The sequence below is a fragment of the Paenibacillus yanchengensis genome, assembly GCF_042684845.1.
GTDB lineage: Bacteria > Bacillota > Bacilli > Paenibacillales > Paenibacillaceae > Pristimantibacillus > Pristimantibacillus yanchengensis.
The window spans coordinates 13,158-35,637 of the sequence record NZ_JBHUMH010000022.1; the positions used below are offsets into that span (position 1 = coordinate 13,158).

General features: G+C 38.8%; 26 protein-coding genes and 2 pseudogenes. 18 read left to right on the forward strand and 10 right to left on the reverse strand.

What is annotated here, in order from left to right; all coding sequences use genetic code 11:
- Positions 1–132: 132 nt before the first annotated feature.
- From ACFSTH_RS10525 to ACFSTH_RS10570, 10 genes and pseudogenes are all read right to left on the reverse strand, one after another.
- On the reverse strand, positions 133–1,203 hold the full coding sequence (locus ACFSTH_RS10525) for a sensor histidine kinase (RefSeq protein WP_377771041.1): 1,071 nt from the start codon (positions 1,201–1,203) through the stop codon (positions 133–135).
- Complete coding sequence (locus tag ACFSTH_RS10530) at positions 1,200–1,901, reverse strand: response regulator (protein ID WP_377771043.1); 702 nt, start codon at positions 1,899–1,901, stop codon at positions 1,200–1,202. The genes ACFSTH_RS10525 and ACFSTH_RS10530 overlap by 4 nt, the downstream gene beginning before the upstream one ends.
- Before the next feature lie 75 nt (positions 1,902–1,976).
- Positions 1,977–2,732, reverse strand: coding sequence for a hypothetical protein (locus ACFSTH_RS10535; protein ID WP_377771045.1), 756 nt, complete (start codon positions 2,730–2,732; stop codon positions 1,977–1,979).
- Complete coding sequence (locus tag ACFSTH_RS10540; protein ID WP_377771047.1) at positions 2,729–3,529, reverse strand: hypothetical protein; 801 nt, start codon at positions 3,527–3,529, stop codon at positions 2,729–2,731. The genes ACFSTH_RS10535 and ACFSTH_RS10540 overlap by 4 nt, the downstream gene beginning before the upstream one ends.
- Entirely contained in the window at positions 3,526–4,278 is a 753-nt protein-coding gene (locus ACFSTH_RS10545) for an ABC transporter ATP-binding protein (protein WP_377771049.1), read from the reverse strand. The genes ACFSTH_RS10540 and ACFSTH_RS10545 overlap by 4 nt, the downstream gene beginning before the upstream one ends.
- A gap of 114 nt (positions 4,279–4,392) precedes the next feature.
- Positions 4,393–4,596 carry a hypothetical protein gene (locus tag ACFSTH_RS10550; protein WP_377771051.1) on the reverse strand — a complete coding sequence of 68 codons (204 nt, stop codon included), beginning with the start codon at positions 4,594–4,596 and terminating at the stop codon, positions 4,393–4,395.
- Between the two features lie 92 nt (positions 4,597–4,688).
- Positions 4,689–5,114: pseudogene (locus ACFSTH_RS10555) on the reverse strand (ABC transporter ATP-binding protein); the annotation flags it as partial.
- A 494-nt stretch (positions 5,115–5,608) separates the two neighbouring features.
- A complete protein-coding gene (locus ACFSTH_RS10560) occupies positions 5,609–6,577 on the reverse strand; it encodes a DUF4825 domain-containing protein (RefSeq protein ID WP_377771053.1) in 969 nt (322 codons plus the stop codon).
- A 205-nt stretch (positions 6,578–6,782) separates the two neighbouring features.
- Positions 6,783–6,956: pseudogene (locus ACFSTH_RS10565) on the reverse strand (5'-nucleotidase); the annotation flags it as partial.
- 154 nt (positions 6,957–7,110) lie between these two features.
- On the reverse strand, positions 7,111–8,676 hold the full coding sequence (locus ACFSTH_RS10570) for a histidine kinase N-terminal 7TM domain-containing diguanylate cyclase (RefSeq protein ID WP_377771055.1): 1,566 nt from the start codon (positions 8,674–8,676) through the stop codon (positions 7,111–7,113).
- Between the two features lie 227 nt (positions 8,677–8,903).
- Between ACFSTH_RS10570 and ACFSTH_RS10575 the strand changes: the two genes are divergently transcribed.
- The 18 genes from ACFSTH_RS10575 to ACFSTH_RS10660 all read left to right on the forward strand — a co-directional run bounded on the left by ACFSTH_RS10575 (position 8,904) and on the right by ACFSTH_RS10660 (position 22,476).
- A complete protein-coding gene (locus ACFSTH_RS10575; protein ID WP_377771057.1) occupies positions 8,904–10,157 on the forward strand; it encodes a LolA family protein in 1,254 nt (417 codons plus the stop codon).
- A gap of 133 nt (positions 10,158–10,290) precedes the next feature.
- Positions 10,291–11,478, forward strand: coding sequence for an alanine racemase (alr, locus tag ACFSTH_RS10580; RefSeq protein WP_377771059.1), 1,188 nt, complete (start codon positions 10,291–10,293; stop codon positions 11,476–11,478).
- A gap of 228 nt (positions 11,479–11,706) precedes the next feature.
- Entirely contained in the window at positions 11,707–11,988 is a 282-nt protein-coding gene (locus ACFSTH_RS10585) for a CopG family ribbon-helix-helix protein (RefSeq protein WP_377771061.1), read from the forward strand.
- Between the two features lie 3 nt (positions 11,989–11,991).
- Positions 11,992–12,342, forward strand: a complete 351-nt coding sequence (locus ACFSTH_RS10590; protein WP_377771063.1) for a type II toxin-antitoxin system PemK/MazF family toxin — start codon at positions 11,992–11,994, stop codon at positions 12,340–12,342.
- Positions 12,343–12,489: 147 nt separating this feature from the next.
- Positions 12,490–13,209, forward strand: coding sequence for an SAF domain-containing protein (locus tag ACFSTH_RS10595; RefSeq protein ID WP_377771065.1), 720 nt, complete (start codon positions 12,490–12,492; stop codon positions 13,207–13,209).
- Positions 13,210–13,229: 20 nt separating this feature from the next.
- Entirely contained in the window at positions 13,230–14,096 is an 867-nt protein-coding gene (locus ACFSTH_RS10600; protein ID WP_377771067.1) for a hypothetical protein, read from the forward strand.
- Positions 14,093–15,496 (forward strand): ATPase, T2SS/T4P/T4SS family, encoded by a 1,404-nt coding sequence (locus tag ACFSTH_RS10605; protein WP_377771069.1) that lies wholly within the window; start codon positions 14,093–14,095, stop codon positions 15,494–15,496. The genes ACFSTH_RS10600 and ACFSTH_RS10605 overlap by 4 nt, the downstream gene beginning before the upstream one ends.
- Before the next feature lie 4 nt (positions 15,497–15,500).
- The gene (locus ACFSTH_RS10610) at positions 15,501–16,487 is read left to right on the forward strand and encodes a type II secretion system F family protein (protein ID WP_377771071.1); all 987 of its coding nucleotides are present in this window, start codon (positions 15,501–15,503) and stop codon (positions 16,485–16,487) included.
- A gap of 10 nt (positions 16,488–16,497) precedes the next feature.
- The gene (locus ACFSTH_RS10615; RefSeq protein ID WP_377771073.1) at positions 16,498–17,400 is read left to right on the forward strand and encodes a hypothetical protein; all 903 of its coding nucleotides are present in this window, start codon (positions 16,498–16,500) and stop codon (positions 17,398–17,400) included.
- Between the two features lie 23 nt (positions 17,401–17,423).
- A complete protein-coding gene (locus ACFSTH_RS10620) occupies positions 17,424–17,573 on the forward strand; it encodes a hypothetical protein (protein ID WP_377771075.1) in 150 nt (49 codons plus the stop codon).
- Positions 17,574–17,647: 74 nt separating this feature from the next.
- The gene (locus tag ACFSTH_RS10625) at positions 17,648–17,794 is read left to right on the forward strand and encodes a hypothetical protein (RefSeq protein ID WP_377771077.1); all 147 of its coding nucleotides are present in this window, start codon (positions 17,648–17,650) and stop codon (positions 17,792–17,794) included.
- On the forward strand, positions 17,791–18,216 hold the full coding sequence (locus ACFSTH_RS10630) for a hypothetical protein (protein ID WP_377771079.1): 426 nt from the start codon (positions 17,791–17,793) through the stop codon (positions 18,214–18,216). Before ACFSTH_RS10625 ends, ACFSTH_RS10630 begins: the two co-directional genes overlap by 4 nt.
- A 17-nt stretch (positions 18,217–18,233) precedes the next feature.
- Positions 18,234–18,725, forward strand: coding sequence for a hypothetical protein (locus ACFSTH_RS10635; RefSeq protein ID WP_377771081.1), 492 nt, complete (start codon positions 18,234–18,236; stop codon positions 18,723–18,725).
- 70 nt (positions 18,726–18,795) lie between these two features.
- Positions 18,796–19,275, forward strand: a complete 480-nt coding sequence (locus ACFSTH_RS10640; protein ID WP_377771083.1) for a PH domain-containing protein — start codon at positions 18,796–18,798, stop codon at positions 19,273–19,275.
- Entirely contained in the window at positions 19,265–20,782 is a 1,518-nt protein-coding gene (locus ACFSTH_RS10645) for a PH domain-containing protein (protein ID WP_377771085.1), read from the forward strand. Before ACFSTH_RS10640 ends, ACFSTH_RS10645 begins: the two co-directional genes overlap by 11 nt.
- 596 nt (positions 20,783–21,378) lie before the next feature.
- The gene (locus ACFSTH_RS10650) at positions 21,379–21,915 is read left to right on the forward strand and encodes a sigma-70 family RNA polymerase sigma factor (RefSeq protein WP_377771087.1); all 537 of its coding nucleotides are present in this window, start codon (positions 21,379–21,381) and stop codon (positions 21,913–21,915) included.
- Positions 21,905–22,252 (forward strand): DUF5345 family protein, encoded by a 348-nt coding sequence (locus ACFSTH_RS10655; RefSeq protein WP_377771089.1) that lies wholly within the window; start codon positions 21,905–21,907, stop codon positions 22,250–22,252. The genes ACFSTH_RS10650 and ACFSTH_RS10655 overlap by 11 nt, the downstream gene beginning before the upstream one ends.
- A 2-nt stretch (positions 22,253–22,254) precedes the next feature.
- On the forward strand, positions 22,255–22,476 hold the full coding sequence (locus tag ACFSTH_RS10660; RefSeq protein WP_377771090.1) for a sigmaY antisigma factor component: 222 nt from the start codon (positions 22,255–22,257) through the stop codon (positions 22,474–22,476).
- The last annotated feature ends 4 nt before the right edge of the window (positions 22,477–22,480 follow it).

The following is a 22,480-nucleotide window of genomic DNA, read 5'->3' on the forward strand; positions in this document are numbered from 1 at the left end:
ATAACTAGTAGTAAAAGGGTATTAAAAAACACCTTTTAGGGAAGCTCCTTGAAAGGTGTCGAATAAAAATGGGCGCAAAAGATTCCTATTTTTTCGAGTTTTTTTGAAGCAATGATGGGTGAGTCAAAAGGATTAATGACCTAGCGATTTTGCATTTAATGAACTAATTGGCAAAGTAAAGCAGAACGTTGTTCCAACATCCAATACACTTTCGGCCCATATTCTTCCGCCGTGATTTTCAATTACTTTTTTGCATATTGCAAGTCCAAGCCCCGCTCCACCGAAGCTTCTTGAACGAGATTTTTCAGTACGATAAAATTGATCAAACACATGGGGTAATTCCTCCTGTGATATGCCTGCCCCATTATCTGTAATAGAAACTTTCAGATTATCGCCATCAATGTTCACTTCAATCCTTATCGTTCCATTCTCACTTAAATATCTTTTCGCATTGCTGATCAGATTATCGAAGACCTGTGAAAGGCTATTTACATTGGCATAAAGACGTACTGAGGGGAGCGGTTTGATAACTTCCAGTTGCACTGGCTGATCGATAAACTCAATTTCAATAGGAGCTATTATGGATTGAAGCAATTCTCTTGATTCACGAACACAAAGCGCCTCTTTGATTTCGTTTATGTCAAGCTGTGAATATTGAAAAAGGCTTTCTATTAGATTATCAAGACTTTCCGTTTTGTTTTTTATAACGGCGATATATCGGTTAAACTTCTCCCTGTCATGAATAATACCGTCCTGCAAGCCCTCCACATAGCCCTTTATAGAAGACATAGGTGTACGTAAGTCGTGTGAAATACTCACAATCAACTCTTTTCGGGAATGTTCAAGCATTTCCTGTTTTTGCATAGAAGTTTTAAGTTGATCTATCATTAAATCGAAGGCTGCGCATAAATCGCCCATTTCATCATTTTTGTTGTAGGAAATCGAAAAATCGAAATTGCCACTTGTAATTTTTTTTGTTGCAGAAACCAATTCATAGAGTGGTCTTAAAATGTTGGAGGAAATAATCCAAACTAAAAGAATTGCACAAAGAAAAAACGGAATTGCAAAGGCCAACAAAACCAGCAAGTTCTGAGCATCAGACATCACTTCCGGTATATTTGCAGTAACGAGTACCATAAACATAGGGAGGAGTAGCATAGAGAGAAAGGAAAATATCAATCGCTTCCGAATGCCAACTCTCATTTTTCGCTCCTCCCAAACTTATAGCCAACCCCCCGAACGGTTTTAATAAATTCAGGTGCAGAAGGGTTATCCCTTACCTTTTCCCGAATTTTTTTTATGTGGATGGTTACAGTATTTAAGTCTCCATATTCATTGACACCCCATACATTTTTATAAATTTGCTGTCTGGTTAACACTTGATTGGGGTGTAGAACCAAGAAACGCAAGACTTCAAATTCCTTCGCCGTAAAGTCCACATACTGACCGTTCAGCTTTACCGTATAGGCTTTCAAGTCAATCTCCAAGTTTTGAAATGACCGAACGTCTCCTTTGTCGGCAGGAAAGGAAAGCTGATGATATCGCCTTAGCTGAGCTTTAACCCTTGCCACAACCTCTCCAGGACTGAAAGGCTTGACCACATAATCATCAGCTCCCAACCCCAACCCCAAAATTTTATCAACCTCGGCTTTCTTTGCACTGAGCATGATAATCGGGATAGCGGATTCGGCTCGTATGATTCTACACACTTCCATGCCATCCAAGCTTGGCAGCATAATATCCAAGACGATAAGTTGTGGTTTATATTCCCTGAATAGCTTCAAGCACTCCTTTCCATCGGTGCTGATGATCACATCATATTGCTCCGCTTCAAGGTAGTCCTTTATTAATTCAGCTATCTCCAGTTCATCGTCTACAACCATAATCTTCGTATGTTGCACATCGATCACTCCCTCTTTAGTCCATTATAGCATCACCAAGCTAACACTGAGAAAATGCCAACACCCTGCAACAGCTTAGCTATCCCTTCGTATAACCGTAATCCAATAAGCGAGCGTCCACAACAATGCCCAGCATATAAGGGTAAGGAGAGCCATTGCTACCGGAAGTTCGGTTACCTCATAGGCGGGTGTACCCAGCAGGCTCATGCTCGCCTGATCCGGCAAGAAACGTAAGATTTCCGGCCAATGTAGAAGAACGCCTGTGGCAACAAATATTGGAATCATGATCAAAATGGCCAATGGTGTAATCATACTGCGCAAAAAACCGGCTAATCCGAAAGCGATAATAGACATCAGCAAATAGACAGCAATCCACCGCCCAAGGTCTACTATAAGAAATCCGAAACTAAGTCCATCTGTCATCCCAATAATCAAACGCGGGGGAATAAGTGCCACAACTATGGCTGAAAGTACAGCCATCACCATTGCTATTAATTTTCCAATTATCAATCGTTGGCGGTTTGGAGTTGCGGTAAGCGTCATACGAAATTGTCCCTCTTTGTATTCACTGCTAGCCGCGATGACGGGCAGAATGAGAAAAACGTAGATAGGAAAGAACATAACTACCCCAAAGCTAGAAATTGTCGCCGGCGGCTGATTGGAATTCACATAGAACGAGACTCCGATTGCGTCAATAATCGCAAAGGCAAGGTTAATTATTATCGTGAGTGCTAGCGCAGCAATAGCTACCGGATGTGAGATGATTTTGGTCAACTCTGCGGAGACAACATCACGGATGCGGATTTTTTTTTGCAGTGTATTCACATTCATCGTGCATCCCTCCGCTGAATGACAGCCATAGAAACCAGGAGTATGAACACGATCCACCCAGCCAGCACCGTTGCCCCGATTTCAGGGCTTGAAGTGAATGGCGGACCGGAAACACCGCTTTCCGATTGCAATAGAAAGTTTCGTGCAGCACTGATAGGCATGAATGCGTCCAAGGTTGGTACGAATGAAGCAATAACTTGAGACATCGTCACAAAGATAGCGCCTCCCATTACAAATATGCCACGCAAAGTTCGTTTAGTAATAAGAGTGATGCCAAGCGTTAACAAGGTCATAGCTACAATGAATGATACTCCGCCCGTCACTTTCATCAGCGCTTCCGGCCTCCATATGAGATTCGGTTGCCAACTCTTTACAGACAGGTAAGTGAATAGGAACGTCATGGCAGCAAGGATCAGCCCTATAATTAACGCATACAATGCAGTTGCAATCGTTTTTCCGATGACGAATCGAGTTCGGGAAGGCACAGCTAGAACACTTAGTCCAAGCTGACCTGTGCGAAATTCAGCGCCAGCAATCACAGCGCCAAGTATGGTGAAAAATATACCTGGATTAAAAAGAACAGCGCCCATTGTATCAAAAAAATCAAGTTCAGCATAAACTGGTTTTCCATACCACCAATGCATCCCATTTGCATCTAACGTTTGTAATGTCTCCTCATTCATGGAAAATGCTTGATACTGATAAAGAAGACCAATGGCCATCAGAATTCCCGTCACGATCCAAACACCCGGCAATGTCATTATTTTTGTAAATTCAGAACGAATAATGTTAATCACCAGCTCTCGCCTCCTTTACTACCAGTCAAACCCAAAAATGCCTCTTCTAATGAGGAATATCCCTTGTTTACATCATCCAAAGTTCCAGAAACGATAATCTTACCTTTGTTGATAATTACAATATCATCAACAATCTTGGATGTTTCATCCATAAGGTGGCTGGATAACAGAACCGTATTTCCCTTTTGTACGTATTCGCGCAGAAAACCTCTAATAGTTCTGATTCCTTCAGGGTCTAGCCCATTAACAGGTTCATCCAACACAAGGATGCGCGGCTCGCCAAGCAACGCCGCTGCCAGTCCCAAACGCTGCTTCATTCCTAAAGAATATTTGCGAACTCGCATTTTGGCCGCATTGGTAAGACCCACTGTTTCCAGCACTTCATATATACGTTGTTTTGGAATTCGATTGGATTGAGCAATCCAACTGAGGTGATCAATTCCGCGACGCTCCGGAATGGCGGATGCCCCATCTATCATGGCTCCAACAGTTCGCAAAGGCTGAGCATGTTCGATATACGGTTTTCCTTCGATCAGAGCGGTTCCGCTCGTCGGACGATCAATGCCAAGTAAAATCCGAAGAGTAGTTGATTTTCCAGCGCCATTTGGTCCTAGAAAGCCCGTTACCCTGCCTGGGCGTACGGCGAAAGATACATTTTCAACAATTGTCTTGCTGCCGTATGTTTTGGTTACATTGTTAAGTAAAATAGTCTCATTGTTTTTTGTAAGCATATGTTTTTTTCCCTTCATTCTGCTTATAAGCAGTTTATTGTCTTCTTAATTATCCATCCCAAAAATAAACTAGCGCATGTGAAAAAATAAACTAGCGATATGAATTTAATTAAAATTTCATAAACATGAAGGTTAAATGAGCAGAAAGCAATATTCCTGATGAAGTCGCAACAGTCCTGCTGGATGCTGAACGTCAGAAAGAAGCTTATCGGCGGCGCATGTATCGTCATAAGGCCCGTTATTCGCCATTCCTAATCCAGTACTACCTGTGGGGGTATCCGTTGACGTCCCTCGATAATACCTGTCAAATAGACAGGCGACACTTTGTTCATCCATTCCTTGTATCTCCACCCAATATTTCAAAGTGATTTGCCTTATTCAGTGGCATATTTGCGGCTTCTGCAACCGTTCTGCGAATTAACTCTACCAACTCGGTCACACATCAATTCCATTTCAGAAATCAGGTGGCTTGAAACCAAAACAGCAACCCCATCTTCATGAGCAAGTTTTTTTAAGTAATGACGAAATTCATGAATTCCTGCGGGATCAAGCCCGTTGGTTGGCTCATCTAAAATAAGAAGAGATGGGCGGTGTAGAAGGGCTTGGGCAATACCGAGACGTTGCTTCATTCCAAGAGAATAGGTTCTTACTTTGTCGTGAATTCTGTCTTTTAGCCCAACAAGTTCCACAATTTCTTCAATGCGAGTAATAGTCGTTTTTCCTGCACCATTAGGACCGAGAAAACCAAATACTTCTCCTGCTGGGATATCAAATGATAGGTCGTTGACAAGAATTTTTTTCCGATTTTTTTCGTTGCATGTTGAAACTGAACGACGGGTGCCTGTTTCATAAATTCAATTCCTTTCTATGGGACGGATCATATTTTTTTGTTTTTCTACGATTAGCAGCAAATGATATCGTGGATTTATATCGTGTAAATGGGACGGCAGATCAGACGTTTAGAGCTAGTGCAGATGGTACGAACTCGACTGCTTCTGTCAGCTTAACTTTTCTAAAAATCTCAATAAATTAATTGGCTAATTTTCGTTTCATAAGGGAAAGATGATCTACAAATACTAAAGTGCAGAGAAGTCTAACATAGACGACTCTGCATTTTTGAATGTAATAAAAGAAGACTTCATTTCAGGAATTCAAGGGGATATATGCTACGCCATCCAAGCAGTTTTACTCCAAATCATTAATTTCGGAGTAAGATCATCTACCGTTGAATGGAGTAATAGGATTCTATGAATTACTTGCGTCTGATGCATCATCTTACAATGTATAAAAGCACCAACTTTGCTTTATGCAAAGGAGGTGCTTTTTACTGTAATTTATTATTACAATGTTATTTGGATATAACATCAAAATCTGATCGATCAAATTCATCAATAGATGAGAAAATAGAACCTTCTAACTCGTTAAACCGCTGGACTAGAGCAAATTCAACAAAGGCTTTGTCCAAATCGTTTTCTGCTAGTAGCTTGTCGGAAATAGTTATAGTAAACGTATATTCGGTGGAATGCGGCGTTAACTTTTCCTTAGATGTTTGAAAATCTAGTATATACGGTTTGAATATTTCCGGAGTTTTTATTGTAACATCTGTATGTTCGGCATTATTTAGAACTACGGTTGTCTCTATACTATTCCCTTTGTGGGTACTATGACTACTTCTTAATTTAGCAGATTTATTCGCAGGGATAGTGTCATAATCATTCGCTTCAAGTAAATACTCGCCAACTAGTTTCCCATCTATATTCCATTGCTTCGTCGTTTGTAGTTTTTTGAAAAACTGATCGAAATCTTTTTTGGTTGCTGTCATCTTATATAATGGTCGATCGAACATTTGTTGTGCGTCGGTTCTTTTGAAAAGTAAAGACTGTTCTTGAGATAAATGTGGCAGTTGAAAGGAAATTTCATCTACATTTTCAATCAAACTAAATAACAATAGAGCGGCGCGATCAAAATGTGGTTGGATCGTCGTTCGTTGATCAGTTAGTTGCGGTTGCCCATAACTTTCAACAGTTGGATCGGATTTCAAAAAGATAGTTAATCGATATGGTAAGTTAGTTGTTTGTAACTGTATATGATCGTATTGAAATGGCTGCGGATATTGTAATGTATTACTCAGCGTACTTACTTTATTGTTATCCCCCATATATGAAGTTCGATGAAGCCATAGCTTTTCCTTGTCATTCGTAATCGCTCCTTGTGACTTTACAGGATTAGACAAAAAGCTAATCCCTACAGCAATAATAATGGTAAGGAAACTAATAACTGCAATCGTTGCTTTCTTGTTGTGTATAATATTTCTCACGCTAGTTTCACGCTCCTATTCCGTATTTTAAATACAATTTAATAAAGGTATAAACCACTCATCAAACTAACTTACCTTACTCCCCTTTTAGATTCGTTATTCCAAAAGGAACATGGACAGAAGGTGCTAATTTTGCAACACTTTTTAGATATGACTTTTTGATCATCAAAGAAAATATGTGGTTTAAATTCACTTAATACAGTTAATGCTCTATAGACTTAAATACTCGCAAACCTGTATCTGGATTGTTTCTGGAAAGTAAGACGACTTCTACCGGTTGGACGGAGTCCTTATTAATGTTTAATAGTCGCTTAATCAATAGAAAGGCAACGCCTTGCTGTAATATGTTTGTTTCATTCTCTCGTTGATACAATCTATATTTTTATATATGGATAATGCATCTAATATAGCATCTTTAGTTAAATAGTTGTGTTAGACTTAATGGCACAGATTGAATAGTGTAGATTGTAAACAAACTCATTAGTGATTTTGGTGTGTACAAACTTTTTCCGCTTTCTTAATATTTTGCTGTACTATTCCACAAATTCCTGCTTTTCAGTAAAAACCTGTACTTGATTTCGACCAGCTCTTTTGGCAGCATAAAGTGCTTCATCAGCTTTTTGAAGAAGTTGATAGATTGTTTCCTCCATAGCTCCTGTCGTTACAGATACTCCAAAACTGGAGGTAACTGATACAAATCGGTCATTTTCAACTAGAGGCTTCTGTTCAATGCATAATCTAAGGTGATTAGCGAAGTTTTCCCCTTCCACTAGTGTATAACCAGTTAAAGCGAGTACAAATTCTTCACCGCCATATCTAGCAAATAGCATATGTTCTCCCAGCTCAGCCGTACATATTTGAGCCACATGTACTAGTATTTGATCTCCGGTTTGATGCCCATAAGTGTCGTTCACTTTTTTGAAAAAATCAATATCAAATAGAATAATCGTAAAAGATGACAAAGTATCCTTTACTTTCATTAAGCTTTGCTCACTTTGCTGGAAAAAGGCACGACGATTGTATATTTGCGTAAGCTCATCATAATAGGCTTGATGCTCTAACTTTTGTTGTAATGTATGTAGCTCTGTTATATCCGTAAATATAATTAGTAAGCCAGACCTATTATTTGATTGCTGAAGCATAGAAATACGTATTTGATAAATATAATCAGCTTGATGAATCGTATCATTCAATTTGTTTGATATCGTATCTAATTGAACAGGAAATGATTGGCCCGTTAGCATATACCAAACTTGATCAAATGGCTGCCCAATCGTTGATCGATCCAATTCACTAAACATATTTTTACAAGCTTGATTATATTCAATTAATTGATAGGTATCATTGAGCACAATAACACCATCATTCATATTATTAAAGATCGTTTCTTTCGCAATAGGCATAATTGATAGCATTCGAGAGGAAGTGATAGACCAGAGATACAAAGCAGAAGAAAACCAAATAACCATTGGTACCGGATCGATGCCATCGGGTGTCACTCCTATAAATAATAAAAATGCAGACACTACTGGAAGCAACTGACCGCAGATGAGGGCAAATAATTGAGGACGATATACACTAACTGTTTCCTTCCAGCGTGAAAGCAGCAATAAGAACGCAGCAAACATACAGCTAAAAATGTAAATATTATGTACAACAAACCATACCCCATATTTAATCTCACTATATGGAGCTCCAAGCACCGAATGGATATCATATATTCTATATAACATATGATGGGATTCATTTGTTACATTGATGAGTAAAGTGAGACAAGGCATTATAAGTAAAGCGATTATTCTTTTTCTCGTTAATTTATAACCCAAATATTGCATGACAAATAATAATCCTAACGGAGGGAAAAATGGCATCCCTGTATACTGTACAATATTCCAAAATCTAAGTTGTTCTAACGAAGTCGATGTTAAGCTAAAGGCATAACCAAAGCAATAAATCATTGAAGTAAATGTATTCCACATGAACAAATTAGCTATATTAGTATAATGATGTCTCCTCAAATAAGTATAGACAAGTATAGACAAATTCAGTACAGCCGAAGTACAAACTAATGTTATATATGCCGCTAGCTTCGAATCCAATAGTTATACCCTCTTTCATATATGTGAATATAATGTTAACATGATTAGCTTAAATTGTTAATGAATTACTTGAACCATGTACAGGATGTAAATAGTTTCAACACCTATACATATATAGAAGCAAAAAAACTTTAGTCAAGCCCACAACTAGTCCGCATATTTGTACGAGTCCCCACATAAATATCTATCAATCAGCAAAAAACAAATTGTGAAGAGGGGATGATTACATGCGTCGCATGACATGGACCGCGGCTATTGTATTAAGTATCGTATTATTATTGGCTGCTTGCGGGAAAAAGGATGCCGAGTCCGTGGTGAAGGATCTCGACAAGTTAATGAACACGATGGAAAGTTATCAAGGCAGTGGAACAATGACGCTACATTCGGGAGAGCAACCGCAAACGTATGATGTAGAAGTAACGTATCAACAACCACATAACTACCGAATTAAACTAACGAATGAGCAAAAAAATGTGACACAGATTATTTTGAAAAACGATGATGGTGTTTTTGTACTAACACCTAAGCTGAATAAAGTATTTCGTTTCCAGAGTGATTGGCCACAAAATCAAGGGCAAGTTTACTTGTACCAAACGTTGCTACAAAGTATTGTAGTGGACGGTTCACGTCAATTTGAAACAAGTGACAAAGAGTACGTATTTGATGTGATGGCTAATTATAACAATGGCACATTTTCTCGTCAGAAAATTTGGTTGAATAAAGACGATTACAGACCACTTCAAGTAGAAGTGAGTGATACGAATGCTAAAGTAATGGTTGATGTGAAATTTACAGCTTTCGAATTTGATGCCAAGCTTGATCCAGCTATGTTCGATACTGATGCGAATATGAAGGAAGGTCCAGTAACGGGCAGTGCCGATCCGACAACGGCTACGCCAGAAATGACGGATCAGCAAGCGGAAGAGGCGAATAATCAAGCGACAGAATCTGCTGCGGAGCAAACAGAAGAGCAGCAAACAGAGCAAACGAAAGAAGAGGCTACAGAAGAAACAACAGAGCAAGTAAAGGAAGAGGAAGCCGAGCAATCCGATGATAAATCACGTGATGCTGAGCAATCTTCCGAAGAACCAAGTGCTATGGAAACTCCAGAGCAATCCGATGATCAGATCGTAGCGGGACAATTCGTTGCTATGGGACCTTCTTATATGCCTGGTGATGTAGTCATGGGTGAAACAGTGGATATTGTGTTTGGCGGAAATCCGGGTATGATGACTCGCTATGAAGGTAGCTATAATTACACTTTAATTCAAACGCAACCAAAGGATGTCGCTGCATCATTAGTACCTGGAATTATTCATGATCTTGGATTTACTATTGCTGAAATGACAGTAGGCGAGGATAGTTTAAAAACGTTAACTTGGACATATGAAGGGCAACAATTTAGATTAACAAGTGCCGATTTGCCAGATACTGAGATGACTAAAATTGCACAATCTGTCCAAGGAAAAATGGAAAAATAAAAGTTGTTAATTTTGGAAAGACGTATCTCATATAAATTCCAATCATTTCATTGACAGTAACTTGCGTAGCGTATACGATTGATTTCATATGTGTTGCTCGGAGCAGGTCGTCAGATGAAAGGTGGGAGTGAAAGTGGATACGTTTTTCCGCCCTACTACAGTGGAAATTAGTTTGGACGCATTAGAGCATAATGTGCAAGCGATGCGAGCTGCATTGCCTACTGCAACTAAGATGTTAGCATCAGTAAAAGCGAATGCATATGGACACGGTGTCGTACAAGTTGCTAAACAATTGGAGCTATTAGCTGTAGATTATATGGGAGTAGCATTTTTAGATGAAGCATTACAGTTAAGACGGGCAGGCATCAAAACACCAATTCTCGTACTAGGGTATGTACCAGTGGATGGTTTATTAGAAGCAAGAGATCATAGCATTACCATTAGTTTATTCCGTGAGGATGTGAGGCAAGCAGCTGCACAGTTGCCTGATCATCCTGACGGATTAAAGTTACAAGTGCATATTAAAGTCGATACTGGCATGGGGCGTTTGGGAGTTATAGGTTATGAGGAGACGCTATCTTTTATCGAACAATGTATGAAAACGCCACAACTAATAGTAGAAGGCGTATTTACTCATTATGCTAATGCGGATACGGCAGATAAGACGCACACACAAGGGCAATATGCTTTGTTTAAGCAAATAGCTGATGCCATATCGGCTCGTAGTTGGGAGATACCTTACGTACATGCTGACAATAGTGCTGCAGGTATGGAATGCACGTCAGCTGCTGGTAATATGGTACGTTTTGGTATTGGGATGTATGGTTTATATCCATCTGTCGAAGTGAATCGTCAGCATATTGTATTGAAGCCAGTTTTATCCCTTAAATCAGAAATTGTCTTTGTGAAGAGAGCTCCTGAAAATTGGGGAATTAGTTACGGATCGAAATATGTGACAACCGATGCTGAATGGATAGGTACATTGCCGATCGGTTATGCAGATGGTTACAGTAGAATGTTAAGTGGGCAAGCGGAAGTTTTAGTGCGTGGTATACGAACGAAAGTATTGGGTAATATTTGTATGGACCAGTGTATGATTGCATTAGACCCTATACTAGCAGCTACAAATAACGAGCCGATGAAGCATGGTGAAGAAGTAGTATTAATCGGTGAGCAAGGAAGAGAACGAATTACAGCAGACGAATTAGCTGACAAATTAGGCACAATTCACTATGAAGTTGTTTGTATGTTAGCGGCAAGAGTACCGAGAATTTATCGACATAATGGAAAGATAACTGCTATAGTTAATCCAGTAAGTTAGTAAATTCGACATGCCATATAAAATAAATATAATTATTTGCAAATTGGAAAAGGTTTTTAGCGATTGATCTCGAATAATAGTTACGTGATGATCTAACTAGATACGATAGAATGTTTCTTGCAGCATAAGTGATATACGTTGCTCATAGATATATTTAAGTATAGGTAAGCCATAATTAAGCAATAATGTATAATGTGGCTATGGAAAAGTCTTGGAGGTGCAGATTAGGTGGCCAATTTGCAGAATACAAAGAGGATAATGATTAGTCTTCCTGATCACTTGTTGGAGGAGGTTGACGGTATCGTAGCCAAGGAGAATTCAAATCGTAGCGAATTTATCCGTCAAGCGATGAAGTTATATTTGGTTGAGCGAAAAAAACGTCAAATTCGTGAATCCATGCAACGTGGATATATGGAAATGGCTAAAATTAACCTGAATATGGCCTCAGAGGCTTTTTTGGCGGAGGATGAAGCCGACCTTACTTTAGGTCGTCTTGTAAGCGGGGTGTAAAGTTTGATCGTAAAGCGCGGAGATGTGTTTTTTGCTGATTTATCACCAGTAGTAGGTTCCGAGCAAGGAGGCGTGAGACCTGTACTTGTTATTCAGAATGATATTGGAAATCGCTTTAGCCCAACAGTTATTGTGGCTGCAATTACAGCCCAAATTCAAAAAGCTAAGCTGCCTACACATGTCGAGATGAGTGCATCGACACATGGATTTGATCGGGATTCTGTTGTGCTGCTGGAACAAATCAGAACGATAGATAAACAACGCCTTACCGACAAAATCACTCATTTGGACGACGAAACGATGCGGAAAGTAGACGATGCTTTGCATATTAGCGTTGGTTTAATTGATTTCTAAAAAAATGATGGACAACATGAACAACTATTTGGTATTATTTACGTATTGGTTGTTGAATTATATAGAGCATACAAGCGAGGAACGCTTTCAGTTTACCGGATAACGGTAAATTGGGCGTTCTTTTTTTTGTTGCAAAGGAGTGAAGTTTTGAGTAAAAGGAAAAGTTTGCTTATTAGTGTAGTTGCAGTAATCATTTCCGGTTTACTAGTTTTTGGGTTGTATCAGTTGCAGCATAGTCAGTTGATGGAACAAGAAACGGTGGACGTAGTTGTACCAAAATATTTTCTGGCAGCGGGTACTATGATTAGTGAAGAAAATATCGTCGTCAAGTCGTTGCCAAGATCAGTAGTAACGGAAGAAATGGTCGTTAGTAGGTCAGAGATTATAGGGATGGAGGCGATTGCACCACTTGGAGAGAACGAACCTATTTTACATTGGAGGTTAAATTACCATCACTTGCAGCCACGTTATGAGGAGGCGACGTTTCAAATTCCGAAGGAATACGTATTGTCTATTTCTAATGGAATAAGAGCTGGTGACAAAGTCGTTGTCTACTTATCTTCGGCGGATAAGCCGTCAGAGCGGTTATTTCCTCAATCGATTGTAGTTGCTTCAGTTAAAAGCTCTAGTAATACGGAAGTAGACAACTTACAGCAATCACATTTATTATCTTTGGCTGAAGGAAATCAAGAACAAATGTATGTCGCTAGAAGAGATGCCAATGCGATGATTGAATATTTGAATCTGAATTTAACGGAACAGCAGTGGTTGGAAATAGATGAGTTGTGTAAAGCAGGAACTGCTAAGTTAGTTGTGGCGTATAGCCCGGAATCATATGAACAGCAACAAGTAGTAGGTGCAAAGTAACTAGTAAAGGGGGTGAAATTGTGCAACATACTGTAAGCCATTCATCGGGAGCTTTAATCGCATTTATAGGTTCGACACCTAATATTGGAACGACGATTACCGCTGTTGCTACTGCTGTTCGCATTGCTGAACGAAGTCAGAAGCAAATAGGCTATCTTTGTCTTAATTTGAAAAGTTCAAAATTGCACCGCTACATCGGGGTAGATCAACCAATCGCTACATTAGACCAGCTACAAGCCGATTTGCGCGCGTTTAGTTTAAGTAAAAGTAAGTTGCAACAAGCGATGTATTCGCCCAAACAATTGCCTAAACTATCTATTTTATTCGGAAATTTATCAAGAGAGCAGGCTGAGTTTTATTGGCCGGAACATATTGAACATTTAATTCGTGTGGCGCAGCAATTGTATGCTGTAATAATTGTAGATGTTAGTGCGTACTGGGATAATGCAGCAACGATAACTGCTATGCGTTTGGCGGATACGAGGGTCATGATTACAAGTGTTGCATTGTCACATTTTCAGGAAGATCGCAATAAGTGGACGAATGAAGTCGCCCCATTATTTCAACTGTCCGAAGTTGCTTTCGAATATGTTACGACACATTATCCGTGGAAAAATGGAGGGTTTACGATGAATCAAGTGCAAAAGCAATTACAATTAAAAACATGGGATCAAATGAAAGTTTCAGAATCATTGTTGGCAAAGTTGGATCAAGGAACATATGTACACTGGCTTGTGTCGGATCGATCAGGGCAGCAATTGATGAATCAAGGAGCAGCTACTATTATGAAACGACATCAGATTCCGGTAGCATTGCAATGGAAAAAGGAGCAACCATGGTTTCGCAAGTTAACGATGTATAGGAGGAATGGAGCAAGGACATTATGAACAAAACGGATCGTTTTTCACCGACTAATTATGCTGTTTCATTAGAAAGAACGCAGGAAAGTAACGAATCAAACCCATTGTATATGCAGTCCATTCAAGGGGAAGAACAGTTTCAGCAACTGGCAGAAGAAGTGAGAACATTTTTAAGTGCTCCTCGAGGCTTATCAGAGGAAGAACGAAGGAACTATGGTGAAGTGTTAAATAAAGCAGTACTAGGTTATCCACAACAGCGAAAACAGATTATGTCTATTATCGAAGAACGATTAATCCGATTACGGCTATTTACGATGAGTAATATGGAATTGCCTTATCATTCTTTAGCAGAAGCATTATTCGCAGAAGTAGTAGGCTTGAATGTGTTAGAGCTTATTTTAGCACAAAAAAATCAATTAGAAGAAATACAAGTAGTCGGCACTAAAATATATGAAGTACGTAACGGTGAAACGTCTCTATCCGCCTATTCCTTTGCATCGATTGCTGACGTAGAACGCATCCAACAAAACTTAGTACTATACAACAATGATCGTATCAATCCACGTAAACGTTGGGCAGAAGTCATGCTACAGGATGGATCACGAGTGACGATGACTGGATTTGGCTTCACTTCCCAACCGACATTGACGATAAGGTTTTATACGATTACTACATTTACATTAGATGAGCTGGCGACAACGATGTACAGTACGATGAATAAACGGATGATCGACATGCTGCGAATGGTATTACAAGCAAGATTTAATCTAGTTATTATTGGGGCGACGAATTCGGGAAAGACACATTTGATGAAATCACTTATAGCCGAAATTCCAAGTGAAGAGAGGATCGTAACGATAGAAGGACGTTATGAGATGATGATTAGTCGTGATTTTCCAGACAAAAATATTGTGGAGTATGAAGCAACGGAAGATGATGAGATGCATCAGGCAGAGCAAGCTTTCAAATTAGCGTTACGACAGTCTCCTAAACGAATTATTCACGCGGAAATACGAGATAGCGATGCCAATATATACGTTAGAGCGTGTACGCGAGGTCATGCCGGCAGTATGACGACTGTTCATGCTAATCGGTTAGAAGATGTGCCGGAAGCAATTGCTGACATGTGTATGTTGGATGGGAGAGCAATGAATCCTGGACGATTGGTGAAGAGAATTACACAATATGTTACACAAATTGGTATTGAAATGCGGTACTGGCAAGGTAGACGAATTATTGCACGAATAGGTGAATTTGTTTGGCGAGATGGTGAAACTTCTATTCGGGATTGGGTGCAATTTGATTATACCCAGCACCGTTGGAAGTTCCCTTACTCCCCTTCTATACAAGCTCAAGTTATAATAGCGGAGCAGTTAGGACATGAAGTAGCTAAACAATATGCTTCTAGTCGTGAGGTAGGTGAATAAATAGATGAGTACAGTCTCGTTTGTCGCTTATATATTATTATTGTTTAGTTTACAGTATTTGCTTTGGTATCATTTGTTGTCGATGTGGCAGCAAGAGAGGACATTGCAGCATCGCTTAAAATCAGATGTTTGGAAGCGTTATCAGAAGGGTGCTGAACCAGCTAAATCATTGTCATCCGCACAACAATCTCATTTTAAAAAGATAAAAAAGAACGCCGATGTAACTTTGAAAATAAAACAACATATAGCGGAATTGCTAGAAATATTACGAATACCGATGACGATTGTAACTTTTGGATGGATGACGTTTTTTTTCTTATTAGCTGGTACAATGATTGGCGGATTTTTCTTTCAATCGACGAAAGGAACTTTATTGTTTGGAGTAGTTATCGGATTGACACCTTATTTAATTATTCGTTCGATGCTTGTGCAGCGAAGGCTACAAACACAGCTAGATTTTTTGCCGGCAGTTGAACTGTTTTATCAATGTTATCTTGTAACAGGTGAGCGACAAGTGAAAGTTGCCTTACAACGTGTAATTGAAGAAAAACGTTTAATTGGACCGATGCAGTCTGTTTATGAGCAGTTGTATCGTAATTTATCTATCCGCAATGATGATGAAACAAGTTTACGATTATTTGCTAGTTCATTAGGACACTTATGGGCTGATCACTTCGTCACTATATTACAAGTAGCGATGCAAGAAGGAGTGGTAGTTACTGAGTCATTGCAGCAGCTTCTAGTTGATATGCGCAAAGCAAGACGGGCAAATGAATTGGAGCGCAATCGGTTACTGGAAATCCGAATAGCAAATTTTTCGCCAGTATTATTTTTAATCGTATTTATTGGCGTTAATTTTTATTATAACCGAGCGAACGCGTACTACTATTATTTACTTGATGCACAAGGGCGAGACACGTTGTTAAATGCACTTATATTAATCTTTTTATCTTTCATAATGGGACTGTGGTTATCCCGTAAAAAGTTATAGGAGTTAAACAATGATCAATCAAATGAGCAAATTAATTTATTATAGTTCTTGGTTGCTACAGTGTGTTGTTATTGCAATAACGATTTATGGAGTTGCTTGGCTCATTACTAATTCGAAGCGAAAACGCTGGCCACATCTAGCAAAAGTGAAATGGAAAATGACAGCTGCACCACCGATATTAATGAAATTTTTATATATTCTGCAACGAAGTCAACCTTATTTGGATCGGGAATTTTTTTTGAAGAGCAGTGGATTCTCAGTTGATTCCAGTTGGTATTTTGTTGCAAAGCGGTTGCTAATAGGTGGTTGTAGTGTAATAGCTATTCTCGCTATAGTTTGGGAGAAATTAGGGTGGCATTGGTCGCTATCTGTATCGTCTATACTTGTAGTTTCTGGTTTGTCAGCTGTCATAGTTATGCTTATGTTTGACCATATTTGGCTCCGTTCATTAGGGCATATGCGCTCATTAAAAATAACAACAGAAATATATATCGTCAGTAATCACCTGTACTATTTGGCTGAATCGCAGCTGCATATTCATACGAAGCTTACTCGTTGCTTACCTTTTACGCAAGTGATTAAACAGGATTTGGAGCGATTGTTAGCAGATTGGTATCATCATCCTGGACAAGCGTTGCAACAATTCAAAGCACGATTAGCAACTGACGATGCTATGAATTTTGTGGAGACGATAGATGCACTTCGGATGCATGAAAGTAGTCATTATTATGAATTGCTCAAACAAAGAATTAATGATTATAAAGATAAAATAGAGCTAGCGAAGGAAAGTCGTAAAGAGACGACATCATATGTTTTGTTTGTTATTGCAGGTATCCCTATTTTGTATACGTTCCAAGTGTTTATTTATCCATGGGTACAAGAAGGGCAGAAACTATTTATGAATTTACAATAATCCGAATGGGAGTTGTTTAAACGATGCGAAATATATTAATTACTGTGATGATGCTACTTGTGGTGGTCGTATTATTTAACAATATTATTTCTAAAGATGCTACTGGCACGAGAAGTCAAGTGGAACGGCAAGGTACTGCGGCTAACAAGTATATCGAATCTTTGCTTCCATAGATCGTGGTTGCTAACGTTTGAGTGCGGAGTGCAGGGTATCGCGCATAAAATTAGTTTTTGAAGAAGGTGTTAATATGCGATCTATTTTAATATCGGTCATGTTAATTATGGTAGCATTGCTTATTTATAATAGTGTAGCTGGAGGAGATGGAGGAATGAAAAAACAATTAAAGCGTTCGGGAGAATCAATGTCGGAACATATAAGTAAGATAAGCCCATGAAACAAATATTAATATTTGTGTTGTTTTCGGCTATGTTATGCTGGGTTATGTTTTCGCCTATTTATAAACACGTTGCTATTGCGAGACAAGCTGCTTTGCAACAAGAAGTCGATTATTTGTTGGAGGTTGGTGCAAGTGGTACTTATGGATACATTGATGCTAGGATGCAACGCGAATCGCGGGCAAGACTTGAAAAATTTGGTTTGCAGTCGCAACTACTTCAGTACGAATTATTTTCTACGAGCGGGAGTGATCCTAGCAATGCAGGGCAGCCTTTGTCTCGAGGAACTGGTATTGCACTGACGATTAGTTATCCTTACGAAAACTTATTTACTATTGACAGATTGATCGGTATAACGTCTATTCATCCTAACGAGCGAATGCGAGCATTTGGGATGAAAATGAGCGAATATATGAAATAAGATAGGTTGGGAGAAAGATGTATAAGCTCGTTTTAATTATCGCAATGATGTCTGTATGGATAACGGCGCATTCAATCCAAATAGAGCAGGAAATGGCGTTAAAAACAGTATATTTAGCTAAGCAGGCAATTAATCGTGCGGCTCATGCGGCAGCACAACAATTAGATTCAAGTGCATTAAGTGAAGGTGAACTGCGAATCGATGAGGAGCAAGCAAAAGAAGTAGCGATGTTATATTTGCAACGAAATTTACACTTAAATAGTCAAGGAGAACCCCTACCTGCATCATTTTTACAAAATCCGGTTAAGCTGTTAGTATTCGATATTGTGAATGCAGAGCAATCTTTTCCTTACCATTATGTCAATACAGCATATCAATATGAAGTATGGTTAGAGCGACCAGCTGTTATCATTATAGGGAATATTATTTATCCGCAAATGTTCCGTACTATATCATCTATTGATTGGACATTAAAAGGTACAGCGCAAATGACCTATTTCAATGATTGACTAATGAAGTGAAAATTGTTGTAATAGAAAGAGATTGCAAATTGATTCACAAATAAAGGAGTATCATGGTATGTTACGAACGTTATCGAAAAAGCTTCATCCGGATTATTTTAAAGTGTATCGGATATCTAATGCAATACTGCATGGTATATTGGGAATAGTTTTAATTACTTATTTTGTTTTTGTCCAAGTGGAAGATTGGAGTCATATTCCATTGTTAATTGCGACACCTCTATGGTTAGTTTCTTTTCTATATTTCGGCTTGGTTACACCAGCTATTATGGAAAAAGTATTTCGCTATGAACTGTTTGATGATGAATTAGAAATTAAATCAGGTGTTATATTTTTGAAAAATGTACTCGTTCCTATGGTTCGTGTGCAGCACGTAGAAATTAGTAGCGGACCATTAATGCGTAAACATGATCTGGCAAGTGTGGAAGTAGTAACTGCTGCGACCACTCACAAAATTGTTGGTTTGAAGCTGCTAGAAGCAGAAATGTTGAAACGGCGGATTGGTCAGTTAGCGCGGGTGAGCGAAGATGAAAATTGATGAACAACAGAAGCTACACAAATTATATATTGTAGACCAATCGATCTCGCTTATTAAGGTGTTCTGGCCTTTATTTTTAATTATTGTTGTGAAAGAAGGGGTGAATAGCAGCGCTTTTTTATGGATGATTGGCGGAAGCATAGCAATTTTTTTACTTGGATTATTATTTTCTTATATCGGATGGAAGAGATTTAGTTTCACATTGATGTCGGATCGAATTATGATTCATAGTGGCGTGTTTTTTCGTGAAGAAAAAACGATTTATTATGGTCGAATACATTCCGTTAATGTGCAACAAAAACTGCTCCATCGTTTATTTGGTATTGCCCAGGTAATGATCGAAACGCCAGGAGGTAAAGAAAAAAGTGATGGCGTTTTATCTGCACTGTCGTTGTCCTATGCTAATGAACTTGCAGTTATGCTCCGTAATCGGAAAATGGATGCGCAGCAATCTAGAGAAGCGGATGCAGATCATGTACAAATGGAACAACAGGCACAAGAAATAGTTGCATCCGCAGCAATTGACAGTTCGACTACGAGCGAAGAACAGTTAAATCCAAAAGTAAATATTAATTTGAAAACGAGTGAACTATTGAAAGCAGCTGCGACGTCTTTAAACTTTGGGTTAGCGATTGCCTTTATTGCTGGTCTATATTCGTTCGGAAGTCAGTTTCTGGACGTTTTATTGCCTGAAAGTTTTATTGAAGATACGTTAAATCCGCAATATTTATTGCGAGCTGGTTTGATAGTCATAACGTTACTAGTTTTAGCGGTTATTGCTGTAGTCTGGTTATTGTCCTTACTGCTATATGTGATCAAATATAGTGGCTTTACTATGAAAGAACAACAGGATCAGTTGTTGATATCGTATGGCTTATTTGAGAAAAAAACGTTTGTTATTGATCCGGCTAAAGTGCAGGCAGTACTTGTACGACAAAGCTGGTTAAGAAAGCCGTTTGGCTACGTGGAGATCGGAATACAAGTTGTGAGTGCGGAAGAGAAAGAAAATTTAGTGTTACATCCGTTTATTGCGCTCCAAGATGTAAATGGGATATTACAGCAGATATTACCAAAGTTCATTGTGCCGGAGAAAGAAAAGATAGTTTCAGCACCGAAGCGAGCATTTCTTTATTATTGGAGAACCCCGCTTATTATAGCTTTACTACTTACGAGTGCCTTATTTTTCTTTTTCGAAGGTTATGCGCTATGGTCTTTAGGTTTAGTACCATTAATTTGGCTCGTCATGCGAGCAAGTTATAAGGCGGCAGGTGTATTGTTGGAGAAAAATCAATTGACGCTACGGTTTGGCGCATTAACGAAAACGATTTGTTTGATCCATCGACCGCAAATTGTATCATTAAGTATAACCCGCACTAGAGGTCAACGACGCAAACAACTACTCACTATCTCTGCACATGCATTAGGTAGTCTTATTCCTTACAAAGTAAAATGTTTGGATGAACAACATATTTTACCGGTGTGGATGTGGTACAGACGCAACAAATAATTTGCAGCTAAACAGAAATGGGTCTGTCTACTCAGTCCTAAACGAAAAAAACTGGATGGGAAAATATATTTATTATTCCATCCAGTTGCTTGATATAATCTTCAAAAAGCCAAATTTATATGTTTTCTCGTACAAACCCTCCGTTACTAGCCCCTTCGCATGACCTTTTATACGTTTTCTCGTACAAACCCTTCGTTACTAGCTCCTTCGCATGATCGTTTATACGTTTTCTCGTACAAATCCTCCGTATCTACCCCTTTGCCATGTTCGTTTATACGTTTTCTCGTACAAATCCTCCGTATCTAGCCCCTTGCCATGTTCGTTTATACGTTTTTTCAAACAAAACCCCCGTTTCTATTTCCTTCTCATGTTTGTCTACATGTTTTTTTCTAACTAACACTACGTTACAAGCCTGTCGTTTGTTTTTCAATGACTTCGTATTATTAAGGTCAACTAGGAATTTTTGGACAGCGCCTTTCTGTTTTTTGCGTTCTTTAAAATATTTATTTTATCAAACGAACGAAATAGGGAAGCTATACGTCTTATTAATAATGTAGGCTTTAACGATGATAGCGTGAAGGGAGAATTGCTGTCTCATGTTGGAAGAACAAGAGCTTATCTATCATGCAAAACAAGGAGATAGCAATTGTTTAGCTAAGTTGCTACAAGCCAATTATGATTTTGTGTATCACTACGTATTGAAAGTAACTTTAAATAAGCAACGTACAGAAGATTTGGTACAAGATACGATGGTGATCGCTATTGAGAAAATAGCTACTTTTCAAGAAAAAAGTAAGTTTTCTACGTGGCTTATGACGATAGCTTCTAGATTGCTAATTGATCGATCAAGACGGGCGAAGTTAGAACGATTATGGTTGCATACAAAGAAACAACAGTTGATGCATCATGATGATCGGCAACAAATGGAACAACCTCTAGCATGGATGCCGGCATGGCAAGCAGCAGCGGAGCTGCCTGAAAAATATCGAATGGTTATTATATTGAAATATTATTATCAATTTACGCAAACAGAGATAGCATCGCTATTGCAGATTGCAGAAGGAACCGTCAAATCACGGATTAATAAAGCGCTGACCTTACTTAGAAAGGAGTATGCTTTACATGAAAAGTGAAAACAAACAAGAGGAACAAGATAAACAGATGATGAAACGATTGGTCGCTGATTTCACACTATTTGAAGCAGAGCAGCGGCTCGAGCAAAAGCAGGTGAGTCAGGAGCAATTTTTATATTTCGTAGAAGAAAACAAACGACTATCGAAGATTCGCTTGCGCAAGGAGCTGTTGCTATTGTGGGTTATAGCTGTACCTTTAATTATCGTTATGTTCACTTTATTGCTATTGCAGCCTACTTTATTTTTTGGATTACAAGTGATTATCTTTATTGTGATGATTACTTACTTTGGATTAAAGCGAGAGTTTGTCAGTAGACGAGGCGAGGAAGGTGTATAACTGTGGATAAATTACAGGCTATTCCGGTGTGGCTACTTATATTGCTTGCTGTTTTACTTTTAGCTCAGTCCACTTGGTTATTTTTAGATGCTCGCAAGCGAACCCGTTTTTATTGGATATGGGCGTTATGGGGATTAACGCAAATTCCAACACCTTCCTTTGTTTATATTGTTTTTTTTCGATTAAGGTTGTGGCAGAAGTTGTTCCATAGAGCGAATAAGTAAAGGG